This window comes from Alcaligenes endophyticus, assembly GCF_026344035.1.
Taxonomy (GTDB): domain Bacteria; phylum Pseudomonadota; class Gammaproteobacteria; order Burkholderiales; family Burkholderiaceae_B; genus Alcaligenes; species Alcaligenes endophyticus.
Window position 1 is genome coordinate 24,422 of the sequence record NZ_JAPKND010000006.1, and the last position, 15,835, is coordinate 40,256.

The window sequence follows — 15,835 nt, forward strand, 5'->3', positions numbered from 1 at the left end:
TGGCAAGCCCCTCTACCACCAACTATTTACTCTCCTTTCCCCCACTTAACGCATAATAACTTTGAATCACCTGACTATCGTCGGCCAAGGCCAAACCGCTGCCAGAGGCAGCAAGGAACATTTGTTGGGCGGTGGCGGCGATAGGTAGAGCGGCGCGCACTTGGGTGCCGGTTTGCAGCACTATGCCTAGATCCTTAACAAAAATATCGACGGCGCTAGTCACTTCTGGGTCATCTTGTATCATACGTGGGCCTCTGTCGCGCAGCATCCAGCTCGAGGCAGAGGAACCACTCATGATCTCTAGTACCACGCTCAAATCCACACCCACCTTGGCCGCCAACGCCAATGCCTCGGCTAAAACCGCAATATGTACGCCACATAAAAGCTGATTCACCGTCTTCACCATCGCGCCCTGCCCCGCCTGCTCCCCTACGTGGAATAAGCGTTGCCCCATATGTTGTAATATGGGTACCGCTTTATCGTAGGTAGCACGATCACCGGCCGCCATAATAGTAAGGCTTGCTGCCTTCGCCCCTTCCACCCCGCCGGATACTGGAGCATCTAAAAAAGCGATGCCCCGTTCAGCCAAATACTGACCTAGAGCGGCTACATCAGGGCTAGGACACGTTGCCATCAACACCACCGTACAGCCTTGTTTTAACCTTGCTAGAACCTGCTCCTGCATAAGGACTTGCTTAGCTTGATCAATATTAATAACCATCAAGATTAAAAAATCACTCTCAAGCTGCACTTCTGCTACCGACTTAGCCACACTGCCGCCTGCCGCTGCAAAGCGTTCAAGTGCCTGATCTGACAAGTCTACCCCGCACACTTGCATGCCTGCTTGCAGCAAATTTTGCGCCATGGGGAATCCCATTGCTCCGAGACCCACAAACGTTACTACGCTCATACATTTTCTCCGCGCACAACTCTACCGCCAAGGGTACTCAACACACTTGGCGGTAAGAAAATAAAAAATTGATTTAATAAACGGTTAAAGCTGGTACGTACGAGAACAACAGGAGAACCGTGACCGCCACAGCATAAAAAGGCAGCAGCTCTTTCACTATACGCCCCACTGGCTCGCGGGAAATGGCGGCAGTAATAAACAGCGTGGTCCCCACCGGCGGTGTAAACAACCCAATGCTCAAGTTGATCGTCATCATCACACCTAACTGTACCGGGTCCATTCCAATGCTATTACCCATCGCCACAAAGGTAGGCGCCAACAATAAAATCGCGGCGGGTAAATCTAAAAACATACCCACGAACAACATGATGAAGTTCATCATCACGATAACCAACACGGGCGACTTCAATGTTTCCATCACCCACTGGGCAACGGTTGCTGGGACGTTTTCTACGACCAAAACATAGCCAACCAAGTTTGAAGCCATAATCACCAACATCACCACGCCCGTCGTAACACAGGTGCCGACCAGAGCCTGATAGATACGCTGCATCGTTAAATCACGATACAGCAAACCACTCACCAACAAACCATAGGCTACCGCTACAACGCTAACCTCGGTAGGCGTTGCGATCCCAGCACGCAGCAACACCACGATAAAAATGGGCATCACTAACGCTGGTAAGGCGGCAATACTTATTTTCAGCACTCGCCTTACCGTCAGCACCTCGCTTAAGCGGGGGAAATTACGTAACCGACCGCTGAAATAGCACACCAGCATAAAGCCAGTACAAAGCATTAGACCAGGCAGCACACCGGCTAAAAACAAGGCCGCGATGGACTGACTGGAAACAGTGGCATACAAAATCAAAGCAATGGAAGGAGGAATAAGCCCAGCAATCGTGGAGGCCGCCGCAATACTGGCTGCACCAAAAGCAGGCGGATAGCCTTCCTTTTTCTGCCAAGGAATCAACATGGTCCCTAAGGCTGAGGCTTCTGCTACAGCTGAGCCAGATACGCCACCAAAAATAGTGGAACCCACTACGCCAACTTGACCTAGGCCACCGTGAAAGCGCCCGACTATCGCCGTAGCAAATTCAATCAGCTTTTTCCCTAACACGCCGCCCATCATGATATTGCCGGACAATATAAAAAAGGGAATCGCTAATAAAGGAAAGCTTTGTGTAGGTTGAAACAGTTTCACAATGGCAACCACACTAGGGCTACCACCCACCGTGATCACCGCAATCCCTGAACTAATAATCAAGGCGTAGCCGACGGGTAATGCAAGAATCAACAAGCCCGCAAAAATTAACAGCATGAGTCCAGTCATACGTCATCCTCAATAACGCGAGCTCGTACAGACAAAGGGTCTTTGGCGGTAAGCAAGCGCAGTATGGTGGTCACTGCAGTGCAGGCAATTCCCCCAAACCCCATCACCAAAGAGTAATAAGCCCACTTTGCTGACACTTTGGTCATGGGATACACCTCAGAGCCGGTGATGGCGATAACTTTTTCGCCCACTACCGTCAAATAAGCAAACACCACTAACAAGATAAGCTGCAACACAATAAATAAGCAGCGTGTAACACCCGGTGATAAAAAACCTAATAAAGCGGTAACCGAAATATGTTGCCCTTTCTGAGCAGCAAGAACGATCCCGCCCATCACCAGCCAGGGGAAAAAGATATTGGGTAATTCAGTCGTCCAGCCTAAGCTGCTATTGGTGATATAACGAACGATCACTTCCAAACTGAGTGCCACGAACAACACTAGTAGCGACACTGTCGCTACTAGTGTTGACGTGATAAGAACGGCACGATCAATATGAACAGCGACTTTCGTTAGTAACGAGGAGTCGCTAGATCTCATTGTTTTTGTGCCTCCGAGATAACCAGCTCTACCATTTCAGGATGAGCCTTACGCCATTTGTCGTAAACGCTCGTTGTTTGTGCAGCAAACTGTTCACGATCAATCTCATTAATCTCTACGCCCGCATCCTTCAGCACCTGTATAAGCTCTTTATCGGCATCCTGTGAGCGCTGGCGATTGTATTCGCCCGCCTCTTTGGCAGCCTCTTTTACCGCCTGTTGATCAGCAGGTGATAAGCTATCAAAGACAATTTTGCTGGCCAGAAATGGAGTGGTTTCATATTTGTGGCCCGTCAGCGTAATGTACTTTTGTACCTCATGCAGTTTGGATGAGTGAATGTTCATCAACGGGTTCTCTTGTCCGTCTACCACACCTTGCTGCAAAGCAACATAAAGCTCAGAGAAAGCCAAAGACATAGGATTCGCACCTAAAGCGGTGAAAATATCCAATGTGATGGGATCTGCCGGCGTGCGGATTTTCATGCCCGCTAAATCGGCTGGGGCATTAATAGGACGTTTGCTATTACTGGTATGGCGAATTCCATTATCCCAGAATGCCAACACTTCCAAACCTTTGGCTCGCGCCAAGGCTTTTAACTGCTCACCTGCTGGACCATCTACGACAGAGTACGCATGGTTAAGGTCACGAAACATGAAAGGCAGGCCAATCACTGAAAACTCAGGCACCACACCTGATACTGGCCCTTGAGAGTTAGCGCTAAATGCCAACGTACCTAAGCGCATATTAGTAAGGGACTCGGTATCATCGCCATATTGCGCCGACCCACCTACTGCCACTTTAACGCGGCCATCGGTTTTCTCTTCCACTAACTTCGCGAACAACAACGAAGCATCCGCTTTCGGATTACCCGGCGCAGCATTATGCGACAGTTGTAAAGTTTGCTGCGCAAACGCCGCTGTAACGGCAGTCATAGCGAAGGCTGAGAATAAAGCTAAAACTGTTTTTTTCATCGTTTGTCTCCCACGGGATGAAGATAAATGGCACACAACAGCGCGTGCCATTTAAGTTGGCTATAGCCAAGATTTTATATTTTCACAAATAGACTCTGTTGAAATACCGTAACGATCATGTAAAGTAGGCAGTGCCCCCGCATCCAAAAAGGCGTCAGGCAAAGCAATCCGCTTTAACGTCGGGAAAACACGTTTTTCCATCAATAAAGCGCATACTGCATCACTCAAACCACCAATAGTGGAGTGGTTTTCCGCCACTACAACCAAACGTCCCGAACGTGACGCTGCCTGCAAAATGGCTTCCTCATCCAGAGGCTTAATAGTGGGCACATGCAAAACAGCCACGCTTATACCATCTTTAGCCAGTGCTTTTGCACTCTCTAAAGCACGCATGGTCAAAATTCCACTAGAAATAATGACGACCTCGGTGCCATCACGTAGCAGTTTTGCTTTACCTAGCTCAAACTGGTAATCATATTCCTCAAGCACCAACGGCACTTGGCCTCGTAACAGGCGCATATATACCGGGCCATTATGGGCTGCGATAGCAGGCACTGCCTGACGTATATCTAAAGCATCGCAAGGGTCCACAATCGTTAAATTGGGAATAGCGCGCATCATCGCAATATCATCGGTAGCTTGGTGGCTAGGGCCGTAACCCGTTGTCAGCCCAGGTAGCGCACAACATAATTTTACGTTTAAATTATCTTCAGCAATGACTTGATGCACAAAGTCATAAGCTCGTCGCGTACCAAACACAGCATAGGTGGTCACAAAAGGCATTAAGCCCTCTTTGGCCATCCCGCCCGCCGCGCCCATCAACAACTGCTCTGCCATACCCATTTGATAAAACCTTTCTGGGTAAGCACGCGCAAAAATATGCAAATCTGTGTATTTTGCTAGGTCAGCAGTCATTCCCACCACGTCTGCTCGCTGCTGAGCCAATTCGACTAGAGCATGACCAAAAGGAGCCGACTCAACACGCTGCCCCTCTGCAGCGATAGAAGCAATCATCGCTGATGTGCGTAAACGTACTTTTTTTTCTGCGGCAGTATTCACCTTAATTCTCCTTTATATTAGCGGCATCCAAAATAGCAATCGCTTGCTCCCACTCTTCGGGCTCAACACGAATAAAGTGCGTTTTATCGCGCTGCTCTAGAAATGGCACGCCTTTACCCATCAAGGTATCGAAAATAATCACTTTAGGTCTGCCGCAAGTCGCCGCACGAGCCACATCAAACGCCTGCACAACGGCAGCTAAATCATTACCGTCTACACGTTGTACATGCCAGCCGAAGGATTCCCACTTATCAGATAAAGGTTCAAACGCCAACACACGGTTAGAGTTGTCATCGGCCTGCTGATTATTCACATCAATCAGACAAATCAAATTATCTAGACCATAGTGCGCGGCGGATAAGGCTGCTTCCCAAGTAGCGCCTTCGTCCAACTCTCCGTCTGACATAGAGTTATAGACATACTGTCCTCCCCCCTTCTGACGTAATGCTAGCGCCATCCCTACGCCAATAGCCAAGCCCTGCCCTAGGGAGCCACCCGAGATCTCCATCCCAGGGGTATACATGGACATGCCCGACATAGGTAATTGACTATCGTCTGAACCATATGTCTCTATATCTTCTTCGCGCAGTACACCCACTTCAATTAACGCGGCATATAAAGCAATGGCGTAATGTCCATGAGACAATAAGAAGCGATCGCGTGTTTCACACTTTGGATTCTCGGGGGTCACATTCATGGCATGGCAATATGCCGTCGCCAAGACATCGGCCCAGCCCAGTGCTTGCCCCACATAGCCCTGCCCTTGCACCTCACCCATTTGCAAAGCATAACGGCGAATTTTATAAGCGCGGTGCGCAAGCTTTTGTAATTGCTCGGTATTCATTTCAATACTCCTTAATGTATTAGCATGCCGCCGTTCACATCTAACGTAATGCCCGTTAGATAAGCCGAAAGATCGCTGGCCAAAAACACACACGCATTGCCCACGTCTTTTGCATCACCTAAGCGATTTAGAGGAATACCTTTTAAGATTTCGGCACGCATTTCGTCGCTCAAACGGCCTGCTGTAATATCCGTTTGTATCAATCCAGGCGTAATGCTATTGACTCGTATCCCATCGACACCGAACTCTCGCGCCATCGCTTTAGCTAACCCCAACACACCCGCCTTAGCGGCTGAGTAATGTGGTCCGCCAAAAATGCCGCCACCCCGTTGTGCCGATACCGAAGACATACAAATAATCGAGCCCGCCCCTTGTTGCTGCATCGCAGGAATAGCGGCTTGACTCATCAACAAGGTACCTTTTAAAGACACATCGGTGATCCGTGTATAGTCTTCTTCGGTAATGCCCAAAAATTTCACAGGCTGCGTAATACCCGCATTGTTCACCAAAACATCAAGGCGTCCGTAACGATCTAGAATAGCCTTCACAACCCGTTCGCAATCTTGCTTATTCGTGACATCAGCAGCCAAACCTAGGTGACCATCACCCAGCGACGCCGCGGCAGCAATTGACGCAGCTTCATCTAAATCGCAAATAATTACCGTCGCGCCATGCGCTGCAAAAAGCTGCGCTGTCTTGCGGCCTATCCCGTTCAACGAAGCGGCCCCAGTAATCAGTGCCACCTTCCCGTCCAACAATGCCTGCATAGTTCCTCCAGAATAAAACCACTGTTTCGTAAGCGGTGTTGCCTTGTTATTGGTAATTTATTCTAGAAATTCGGTATAGTTAGCTCAAGCGAATAAAACCAGCCTTTAGATGAATTCTATTCACCTCATATGCGACAACTTCCTCCTTTAAAAGCCATCCAAGCCTTTGAGTCCGCCTCACGGTTGGGCTCCTTTGCCGAGGCGGCTGCAGAGCTTTATTTGACGCCTTCAGCCATTAGCCATCAAATTCGAGATCTCGAAGAGCGACTGCAAATCACCTTATTTCACCGCGTACATCGTGGCGTCATCTTGACCGATGCAGGACGGCGTTATGCCGAAGCAATTACCCAAGCCTTAGGGCAAATAGACTCAGCCACGCGTAACATCGTGCGCCATGGAAAAAGCGACATACTGACTATTCATTGTGTACCAAGCTTGGCCACTCAATGGCTCATGCCCCGACTGGCACGCTTTAGCGCGCAATACCCAGATATTGATGTACGGCTTAATGCTTCTGTCACCAACGTCAGCCTAGTGGCGGAGGAGGCTGACTTTGCCATTCGTTATGGCACCGTTTTTCCCGAGTCGGGAGTAGTACTTAAGCCCTTTCCTAAAGAACCTTTAGCCGTCCTATGTGCACCCAGTTTACAAAGTGGCCCACACCCCATCCATAACCCAGAGGATCTCGTCCACCAAACACTGATACACTCTGAGGTGAATTTAATTCTCTGGCGTGATTGGCAACACGCACACCCCAACGTTCCCATCGATTTGAAGCGTGGCCCACGTTTCGACCGTTCATTTATGTCAATTAGCGCTGCCGCAGACGGTTTAGGCGTGACACTAGAAAGTCGCTTATTAGTGGAACAAGAAATCAACAGCGGACGCCTAATTATGCCCTTAGGCACCTATGAGCCCACCACGGTCTTTCACCAATTATTATTTCTACAATCTAAGGCTAATTTACCCAAAATGGCTGCTTTCCAAGATTGGTTGTACCAACAACTTGACGACACTTTTTCTACCCTAGAGCAAACCCGCACAAATGGCATTCGGCTATAAAAGTCATTTTTTCCCATACCCTATGAAAAACGTGCCATCACCTTATCAAACATTACAATTTATTTCTTTATGTCGAAAATAAAAAATAACCCGAGACTGAATATTATCCGTTTATTACCAACCACTTAGCTCACAAAACAAGCCAATCAAAAACCTTCTTACACACAAAAAAAGTAAACATTAGTGAAAACATAAAAACTCTCGTAAAATGGTTTTTGCGTATGGACGAATTGGCTTTTATTCGGATTCGCCATACCCCAGCAAGCCTTACACAGCTGGATAGGTACGTCCCGTATATTCACTGAAAATGCTAGAAGGAAGACCATGCCTTTACATCAGAAAGACACAATACGTGAGCGTCTACTTGACGACGTTTATGCTTCAGCTGACCTGTCAGTAGTCATGCCAAAGTACAAAATGCCCGAAACAGAGCAAGATCCTCGGCATATTTATCAAGCTGTACATGATGAGCTCATGCTGGATGGCAACTCGCGGCAAAACTTGGCCACCTTTTGCCAAACCTGGGTAGAGCCGGAAATCCGTCAGTTGATGGATGAGTGTATCGATAAAAACATGATCGATAAGGATGAGTATCCTCAAACGGCTGAAATGGAGAACCGTTGTGTTCACATTATCGCTGACTTGTGGAATTCTCCCGACGCTGCTAACACCATGGGATGTTCCACTACTGGCTCTTCCGAAGCCGCTATGCTGGGCGGCTTAGCACTGAAATGGAGCTGGCGCAAACGTCGCCAAGCCGAAGGAAAATCCACCGACAAACCCAACTTAGTCTGCGGACCTGTACAAATTTGTTGGCATAAATTTGCGCGCTACTTTGACGTCGAGTTGCGTGAAGTACCTATGGAAGGCGATCGTTTAACCTTAACGCCAGAAGAAGTGCTCAAGTACGTGGATGAAAACACCATTGGCGTGGTGCCCACATTGGGCGTCACCTTTACGTGTAACTACGAGCCGGTGAAAGAAATTAGCGACGCGCTAGATCGTCTGCAAGCAGAAAAAGGGTTAGATATCCCGATTCACGTAGACGGCGCTAGCGGTGGCTTTTTGGCCCCCTTTTGCGCACCTGACCTAGAGTGGGATTTCCGCCTACCACGAGTGAAGTCCATCAACACCTCTGGTCATAAGTTTGGTTTAGCTCCGCTAGGGGTGGGTTGGGTCATCTGGCGTGACGCGAGCGCCCTACCTGAAGAGCTGATTTTCAACGTCAACTACTTGGGTGGCAACATGCCCACCTTCGCGTTGAACTTCTCTCGTCCGGGTGGCCAAATTGTGGCTCAGTACTACAACCTACTGCGTCTGGGCCGCGAAGGTTACACCAAAGTTCAAAACGCCTGCTATCACACAGCACAGTATCTTTCCAAAGAAATTGCTAATTTAGGCCCCTTTGAATTGCTGTTTGACGGCAATCCAGAAACCGGTATCCCAGCTCTAAGCTGGAAACTTAAAGAAGGCCAAGAGCACAATTTCACCCTCTACGACTTGGCCGACCGCCTGCGTAGCCGCGGCTGGCAAGTACCCGCGTACTCCATGCCTGCTAACCGCCAAGACCTTGTTGTACAGCGCATTTTGGTACGCCACGGCGTCAGCATGGACCTAGCCAGCTTGCTTATCGAAGATATGCAACGTTGCCTAGATTACTTTGACAAGTACCCTGTAGCTAAGCCCCTAGATGATCTAGACGGCAAAGGCTTCCACCACAACTAAGCTGTTCAACAGTTCTGTACTGAAAAGCCCTTCGGGGCTTTTTTTACGTCCATACGCAGCCTCACCTACTTGCCTCGTCACTCGCCACACCGTCTCAAATGAAATGACCTGTGTTTTACACACAACAAAAATCAACTGAGATTGATTCTCAATATACAATCGATAACAAGTTTTATTTAATGCGAGTCCACGACCATGTCTTTTCTTAGCTCAAAGGCGGTTCCCCCTGCAAGTACAGCCCGTCCCTACCCTTCCTTTACCGTCGCTACCTTGACGTCCATTTATTTGGCTACAGTAAGCACAGTAAGCCATGCTGACGCCGTTCAAGAACTCGACAGAATCGTCATCACCGCCGAACAAGAGTTGAAACAGACCTTAGGCGCTTCCACTATTACCGCCGAAGACATACAAAAGTCCTCACCGGCGAACGACGCCTCGGAGATCATTCGCACCATGCCCGGAGTTAACTTAACGGGTAACTCAACCAGCGGCCAGCGAGGCAACAATCGTCAAATTGATATCCGTGGCATGGGCCCTGAAAACACCCTCATCCTGGTGGATGGCAAGCCCGTTAACTCTAGGTCTGCCGTGCGTTTTGGTTGGCGTGGTGAGCGTGACACTCGCGGTGATACCAACTGGGTGCCTGCCGAGCAAATTGAGCGCATCGAGGTATTACGCGGCCCTGCCGCTGCACGTTATGGTAATGGGGCAGCCGGCGGTGTCGTAAATATTATTACTCGCCCTACCTCAGAAAAGCTCAGCGGATCCTTACATTTATACGGCAATTTACCTGAGCACAGTGTGGATGGCGCCAGCCGTCGGGCCAACATCAATCTTAGCGGCCCCTTGGCTGAAAACCTCAGCTTTCGGGTATACGGTAACTATAACCACACTCAACCTGATGACTACGACATCAATAAAAATCATGCCACCCCGCGAGGGGGCAGCAACCTAGGCACCTTTCCTGCTGGTCGTGAAGGCGTAAAAAACAAAGATATCAATGCCTTACTACGCTGGCAACTCACCCCAGGGCACGCTCTAGACCTGGAAGCCGCCTATAGTCGTCAAGGCAATATTTACGCCGGCGATACACAGAATACCAATAACAATTGGGACCCCGTTAAAGACCAATTAGGTAACGAAACCAACATTACCTATAGACAAAGTTATTCGCTCACACACCACGGCGACTGGAATGACAAAACCAACTCCCTTAGCTACCTGCAATATGAAAGCACACGCAACACGCGCCTAGACGAAGGCATGGCAGGTGGCACCGAAGGACGCTTTAGTGGTGGCTTTAACGATATCGACTTAAAAAGCCTCACCGCTCATACTGAAGTAACCCGCACCTTCACCTTAGGCTCTCTCGAACAAGCCGCCACGTTCGGCATAGAATGGAGTCAGCAAAAACTCAATGACCCAGCCTCTAACTTGGGCGAACGCAACCCTCCAGGCCCACGATTACCTGGAGCTCCGCGAGCGTATACCTCCAAGCTCAAAGCGGATATTTATTCCCTTTTTGCTGAAAGCAATATTTATGCAGGTGACGCCACTACCATCACTCCGGGCCTGCGGTTTGACCACCACAACCAATATGGTAATAACTGGAGCCCATCGTTAAATATCTCTCATTTTTTAGGGGATAACTGGACAGTAAAAGGCGGCATTGCGCGCGCTTACAAAGCGCCTAATTTATACCAAGGCAACGACGGCTACACCCTATATAGCCGTGGTATTGGCTGCTGGGGTGGCCAAGGCACAGCCTGCTTCTTACAAGGCAATAGCAACCTTAAAGCCGAAACCAGTATTAATAAAGAACTCGGCATTGAATATCTGAACGATGACGGTTTAGCAGGCAGCCTGACCTACTTTCATAACGATTACCGCGATAAAGTAGAAGCAGGCCACGATATTATTGGCTCTTTTATTGCTGCGGGCGAAACACAAAATATTTTCCAATGGGAAAATGTGCCTAAAGCCGTGATTCAAGGTTTGGAAGGCAGCTTCACCCTACCTATTTCTGCCGCATGGAATTGGCAAACTAACCTGACCTACATGATAGAGTCAAAAAACAAAACCACAGGTGAAGCCTTATCTACCATTCCCAAATACACCATTAACAGCATCCTTGACTGGACCATCAACCCACAATGGTCGGCACGCGTTAAAGCCACGCTGTACGGTGAGCAAAAGCCCCCTAAGTACGACTACAACGGCAAACCCCTAGAAGGCCAAGCCACCGACAAAATGTCTCCCTACGCCATTTTGGATCTAAGCACCCAGTACCAATATAGTAAGCACCTACGTTTTAATGTAGGGATTGATAACGTATTTGATAAGCGTATTTTCCGTCGGGGTAACGCTATCGGCGTCAACATGGGTACCCCAAACTTTATCACCGGCGCGGGCGCCTATACCTATAACCAACCAGGACGTGTTTACTTCCTCAGTGTCACCTCGTCCTTCTAAACCACAAGCGTAAGCAAACAAAAAATGCCCCGGGTAACGAATATCATCCAGGGCATTTTACCCCTCAAGGCTACGGGCCTTTTCCTACTTTTACACGCTTATCTTACCCGCCATGAACATCCACACCACCAAGGCATCCGCAATCAGCAAAACCGCTAAATAAATGATTTCCTTAGGCTCAAAAATAGCCTTGTTATCACCACTTTCCTTACGTGTCCAAATAAAAACGGGTAGACCAATCGTTAATAAAATAGGCACTAGCACAACGTAGTTAATATTACTGGCATAGAAAATTAGGATGCAAAACAATGCCCCTAAAATGCCGCTCAATAAGGCAAAACCTCGCCCCTTATGCGCATACCTATCATACTCATGCGTCAAACAAAGCTTTACCATATATAAAGCGGTAGCAATATACGCTGGAACCACCATTAAGGCACTAATGTTGTACATAGTGTTCCAAGCATTGCTAGAAAAATACACCAAGGCCATGGCAGCCTGCATAACGGCACTACTTACCCATAACGAAACACTGGCAGCATGATTACTATTTGTGCGCGCGAACGCTTTAGGAAAAGCGCCATTCTGGCCGGCCGCCATAGGAATTTCAGCGCACAACATCGTCCATGCCAACCAGCCCGCTAATACCGATACAATTAGGCCTACATTCATCAGCCAGCTTCCCCACGGAGCGCCTACCACATGCTGCAATACACCTGCAGTGGAAGGATTAGCAACCACGGACAGCTCTGCTTGAGTCATTGCCCCGAACGGCAACACAGACAGCAGCACATAAAAAACCAGAGCCAATAGAAAACCTATCAATGTCGCTTTACTGACATCACTGCGTTGTCGTGCGCGCCCAGACAACACCACCGCTCCCTCTACCCCAATAAACGCCCATAGAGTGACCGTTAACGGGGCCATCACTTGCGCCATGATCGACATAGGCTCGGTATGCCCACCCACTACAGTCGTAATTGCTGGGGCATTCCCCCACACGTTCGTTAACAACTGCGAATAATTAATCATCACTCCCAGTATCAACACAAAGGCCGCTAGGGGAACCAGCTTAGCAATAGTTCCGACGGTATTAACAAACCCCGCCACTTTCGTGCCGGACAAAACCAAATAGTTATAGCCCCATATCAACACCGAGCCACAAATAATCGACGTCAGATTATTCCCATCAGTAAACGTACCTGGAAAAAACTCATTTAAAGCGTCCATGACAATGACGGCAAAAGCCACATTGCCAAAGCACGTCATGAGCCAATAACCCCAAGCCACATTAAAACCAATAAAAGAACCGAACCCCTGTTGTGCGTACATATAGACACCCGCTTGTAAGTCAGGGCGCATATCAGATAAAAGACGAAATACCGTGGCGATGAAAAACACCCCTACCCCGGCGATACACCAAGCAATCAATACAGGGCCTAGGCCTGAAGAGGCCGCCGTGTTTTGCGGCAAACTGTAGACCCCACCCCCCAACATGGAGCCCACCACAATTGCCACCAAAGCTAATAACCCAAGCTTTGCACCACCTGAGTTATCCCCACCCGCTGCATTCTGTGTATCTGGCGTTACTTGAGCTTGATCAGTCATTTTGAGTGCCTTATTAGTCAATACAACCCATCAGCAGGCCAAGCGACATAGCATGCTTCACAGCACACCCCCCCAAGCCTTGGCCTGCCCAGTCAATTCCCCTAGATTACTGACGTCCCTTTTTAATAACGGATACTTCAGGCTTTTTGAAAGTGATATGCTGTGGATGTGCTTGTGGATCCCGCTCCTCCTCGACAATGGCACGTACCCAATAATCGCCATTCTGGTCGATTTTCACCCCTTGTATCTCGTGCTCAAAGCCCGGAAAACGTTTATCGAACTCCTGCAAGGCATTCAGATAACCAATAATCCCCGTGTCATCACTAGGCAAACGCTCACCCGGCATCAAGACAGGAATACCGGGTGGATAAGGCACTAACATCGCCGCTGAAACCCGCCCCGCAAAGTCATTCACTTTGACCTTCTCTGTTTTATAACGCACGACCTTTTGATAAGCTTGGGCAGGAGTCAACACAGCCTCGGGCGTAGTACTGACCGCCTCGTGGATATGCGTCATGAGATCTAGCTCTTGCATAGAACTATGCATCCGTGTGCACAGCTCCTTTAACGTCATATTCTCGTAGGCCGAAGTCGCCACTGTTAATGAAGGGATTGCCTCCGACACTAAAGCATCGGTATCGTATAAGCGCTTAAATTCCAACAAGCTTTCAATTAAGGTGCCCCACTTACCCTTAGTGATACCCACGGAAAACAGGATCAATAAGGTGTAATCGCCGGTACGCGCAATTTCAATTCTTCTATCGTCCAGAAACTTGGTCACCACATAACCAGGAATACCCATTTTTTCGTATTGCCCAGCGGCTGTAATACCTGGACAAGTAATCGACACCTTCACGGGATCCAGCATACAGTCGGTGCCCGCTAAGTCTTCCTTGGCAAAACCGTGCCATGCCTCATCCTCTCCTAAACGCCAGACATCAGGGTTCTGACTGAGCAAAGACATAGGTGCTTGGTGGAAAGGATAGCTTTTTCCTTGGCTATCGCTGACCTCAGTAGGCTGAAGCACATCAAAAAACCACGAGCCAGCACCCTCTTCTTCAGCCAACGCATGCTTCACATTCACCACGGCTTGGCGAAAAGCAACCGCTTCCTCAACAGACTCTTGCACCAAAGAGCGCCCCGCCTCCCCTTGCATCATGGCAACGGCCACATCTATCGAGGCAATAATGGGATAAAAGGGTGAAGTGGTGCCATGCATCATGAAGGCATCGTTAAAATCGTCATAGTCTAACGGGGCACGTTCACTTTTTTTGACATGTATCATCGAAGCCATCGATAAGGCAGGCAACATTTTATGCGTAGATTGCACCGCGAATATGGTCGGTCGGTTAGGTATAGACTCATCCACATCCATCGCAAAGCGGTCTTTATACAAAGGATGAAACTTAGCATAGGCATACCATGCCTCATCAAAGTGAATACGTGGCACACTTTGCCCTAAGCTTTTCACCACATCTTGCACGTTATAACAAAACCCATCATAAGTGCAGTTGGTGACCACGGCGTACGTAGGCTCAGGACTAACGGCGCCAGCCGTCAGGGCACTGCTATGAATAAGCTGTTGAATGCTGTGTTTCTGTAAACGATGGGCCGGAATAGGACCAATCAGCCCATACCCATTACGGCTAGGGGTAAGGTACACCGGCCTAGCTTGCGACAAGGTCAAACCATGATTCAAGGATTTATGACAGTTCCTATCCACAATAGCAATCTCATCCGCCGCAGCTGCTCCTTGAGCGACAATGCGATTAGAGCCTGAGGAACCCGCTACGCCATAAAAAGTCCAATCAGCGCCAAATAGTTTGGCTGCCAAATCCTCAGACTTTTTCGGTGGTCCAGCATGAACAAGATAGTCCCCCATCTCAGCAGTAGCAACACCAATATCGGCCCGCATGATGTTTTCACCAAAAAAATTGATGAACTCAATGCCGACTGGATGTTTCATATAGGCCATACCCCCCATATGCCCCGGACAATCCCAGTAATAATCTCCGTCTTCCGTAAAATCTTTCAAGGTTTTGAAATAAGGCGGCAAAAGCTTGTCAGCATAACGATAGGCCGCGGTATACAGTCTATTCGCCGTGAACTCGGGCGTTTCAGAATACAAGTGCACGTACTCACTCACCGCTTGCAGCACAGTAATCGGTATTCGTGCCGAAACGTCCCCTTCAGACAACAAGAAAATAGGCACACTGGCATTACGTTCGCGTATCAGACTCACTAACTGTTGGCAGGCCTCCGGATGTTCCGCATCCCAGGCTAGAGCCACTGAGCTGAAACTAGGACTTTTCTTCACATATATCAAAGCAGCATGGATGTCTTGCGCAACATGCACATCAAAACCTCTATCCATAACAGCGTCTTCAATAGCATGAATGCTTTCCAGCGCTGGCGCATTGTCGATAACCGCATCCGACAACACAAACAAAGCGTTATGATTAAATTTCATTGCTACAGCCCTTTTGGAAGATCTATATACGCCCGAAAATTCGGGCCCTAGTTGCTAACTCTTAGCAATCACGTC

General features: G+C 48.7%; 12 protein-coding genes. 3 read left to right on the forward strand and 9 right to left on the reverse strand.

The annotated features are described in order from the left end of the window. Positions 1-22 precede the first annotated feature (22 nt). From OSH01_RS11350 to OSH01_RS11380, 7 genes are all read right to left on the reverse strand, one after another. Positions 23-910 carry an NAD(P)-dependent oxidoreductase gene (locus OSH01_RS11350; protein WP_266124225.1) on the reverse strand — a complete coding sequence of 296 codons (888 nt, stop codon included), beginning with the start codon at positions 908-910 and terminating at the stop codon, positions 23-25. Positions 911-983: 73 nt separating this feature from the next. Continuing rightward, on the reverse strand, positions 984-2,243 hold the full coding sequence (locus tag OSH01_RS11355) for a TRAP transporter large permease (protein WP_266124226.1): 1,260 nt from the start codon (positions 2,241-2,243) through the stop codon (positions 984-986). Next, positions 2,240-2,782, reverse strand: coding sequence for a TRAP transporter small permease (locus tag OSH01_RS11360; protein ID WP_266124227.1), 543 nt, complete (start codon positions 2,780-2,782; stop codon positions 2,240-2,242). The genes OSH01_RS11355 and OSH01_RS11360 overlap by 4 nt, the downstream gene beginning before the upstream one ends. Continuing rightward, entirely contained in the window at positions 2,779-3,753 is a 975-nt protein-coding gene (locus OSH01_RS11365; RefSeq protein WP_266124228.1) for a TRAP transporter substrate-binding protein, read from the reverse strand. Before OSH01_RS11365 ends, OSH01_RS11360 begins: the two co-directional genes overlap by 4 nt. 60 nt (positions 3,754-3,813) lie before the next feature. Then, positions 3,814-4,812 (reverse strand): transketolase family protein, encoded by a 999-nt coding sequence (locus OSH01_RS11370; RefSeq protein WP_266124229.1) that lies wholly within the window; start codon positions 4,810-4,812, stop codon positions 3,814-3,816. Between the two features lies 1 nt (position 4,813). Further along, a complete protein-coding gene (locus OSH01_RS11375) occupies positions 4,814-5,656 on the reverse strand; it encodes a transketolase (protein WP_266124230.1) in 843 nt (280 codons plus the stop codon). 11 nt (positions 5,657-5,667) lie between these two features. Next, entirely contained in the window at positions 5,668-6,423 is a 756-nt protein-coding gene (locus OSH01_RS11380; protein WP_266124231.1) for an SDR family NAD(P)-dependent oxidoreductase, read from the reverse strand. 129 nt (positions 6,424-6,552) lie between these two features. Here OSH01_RS11380 and gcvA point away from each other — a divergent pair, with 129 nt between their 5' ends. The 3 genes from gcvA to OSH01_RS11395 all read left to right on the forward strand — a co-directional run bounded on the left by gcvA (position 6,553) and on the right by OSH01_RS11395 (position 11,682). Then, a complete protein-coding gene (gene gcvA / locus OSH01_RS11385) occupies positions 6,553-7,485 on the forward strand; it encodes a transcriptional regulator GcvA (RefSeq protein WP_266124232.1) in 933 nt (310 codons plus the stop codon). Positions 7,486-7,809: 324 nt separating this feature from the next. Continuing rightward, positions 7,810-9,210, forward strand: a complete 1,401-nt coding sequence (locus tag OSH01_RS11390; RefSeq protein WP_266124233.1) for a glutamate decarboxylase — start codon at positions 7,810-7,812, stop codon at positions 9,208-9,210. Positions 9,211-9,405: 195 nt separating this feature from the next. Then, positions 9,406-11,682, forward strand: a complete 2,277-nt coding sequence (locus OSH01_RS11395) for a TonB-dependent siderophore receptor (protein ID WP_266124234.1) — start codon at positions 9,406-9,408, stop codon at positions 11,680-11,682. 90 nt (positions 11,683-11,772) lie between these two features. On the opposite strand, the gene OSH01_RS11400 is transcribed toward OSH01_RS11395, so the two are convergent. Next, positions 11,773-13,290, reverse strand: a complete 1,518-nt coding sequence (locus OSH01_RS11400; RefSeq protein ID WP_266124235.1) for a basic amino acid/polyamine antiporter — start codon at positions 13,288-13,290, stop codon at positions 11,773-11,775. 106 nt (positions 13,291-13,396) lie between these two features. Then, complete coding sequence (locus OSH01_RS11405) at positions 13,397-15,760, reverse strand: Orn/Lys/Arg family decarboxylase (protein WP_266124236.1); 2,364 nt, start codon at positions 15,758-15,760, stop codon at positions 13,397-13,399. Positions 15,761-15,835 lie beyond the last annotated feature (75 nt).

Bases quoted from the DNA above. Each gene is read 5' to 3' on its own strand.
- gcvA (WP_266124232.1), top strand. From the start codon at position 6,553: ATGCGACAACTTCCTCCTTTAAAAGCCATCCAAGCCTTTGAGTCCGCC.
- OSH01_RS11355 (WP_266124226.1), bottom strand. From the start codon at position 2,243: ATGACTGGACTCATGCTGTTAATTTTTGCGGGCTTGTTGATTCTTGCA.
- OSH01_RS11350 (WP_266124225.1), bottom strand. From the start codon at position 910: ATGAGCGTAGTAACGTTTGTGGGTCTCGGAGCAATGGGATTCCCCATG.
- OSH01_RS11380 (WP_266124231.1), bottom strand. From the start codon at position 6,423: ATGCAGGCATTGTTGGACGGGAAGGTGGCACTGATTACTGGGGCCGCT.
- OSH01_RS11400 (WP_266124235.1), bottom strand. From the start codon at position 13,290: ATGACTGATCAAGCTCAAGTAACGCCAGATACACAGAATGCAGCGGGT.
- OSH01_RS11375 (WP_266124230.1), bottom strand. From the start codon at position 5,656: ATGAATACCGAGCAATTACAAAAGCTTGCGCACCGCGCTTATAAAATT.
- OSH01_RS11395 (WP_266124234.1), top strand. From the start codon at position 9,406: ATGTCTTTTCTTAGCTCAAAGGCGGTTCCCCCTGCAAGTACAGCCCGT.
- OSH01_RS11405 (WP_266124236.1), bottom strand. From the start codon at position 15,760: ATGAAATTTAATCATAACGCTTTGTTTGTGTTGTCGGATGCGGTTATC.
- OSH01_RS11365 (WP_266124228.1), bottom strand. From the start codon at position 3,753: ATGAAAAAAACAGTTTTAGCTTTATTCTCAGCCTTCGCTATGACTGCC.
- OSH01_RS11360 (WP_266124227.1), bottom strand. From the start codon at position 2,782: ATGAGATCTAGCGACTCCTCGTTACTAACGAAAGTCGCTGTTCATATT.
- OSH01_RS11390 (WP_266124233.1), top strand. From the start codon at position 7,810: ATGCCTTTACATCAGAAAGACACAATACGTGAGCGTCTACTTGACGAC.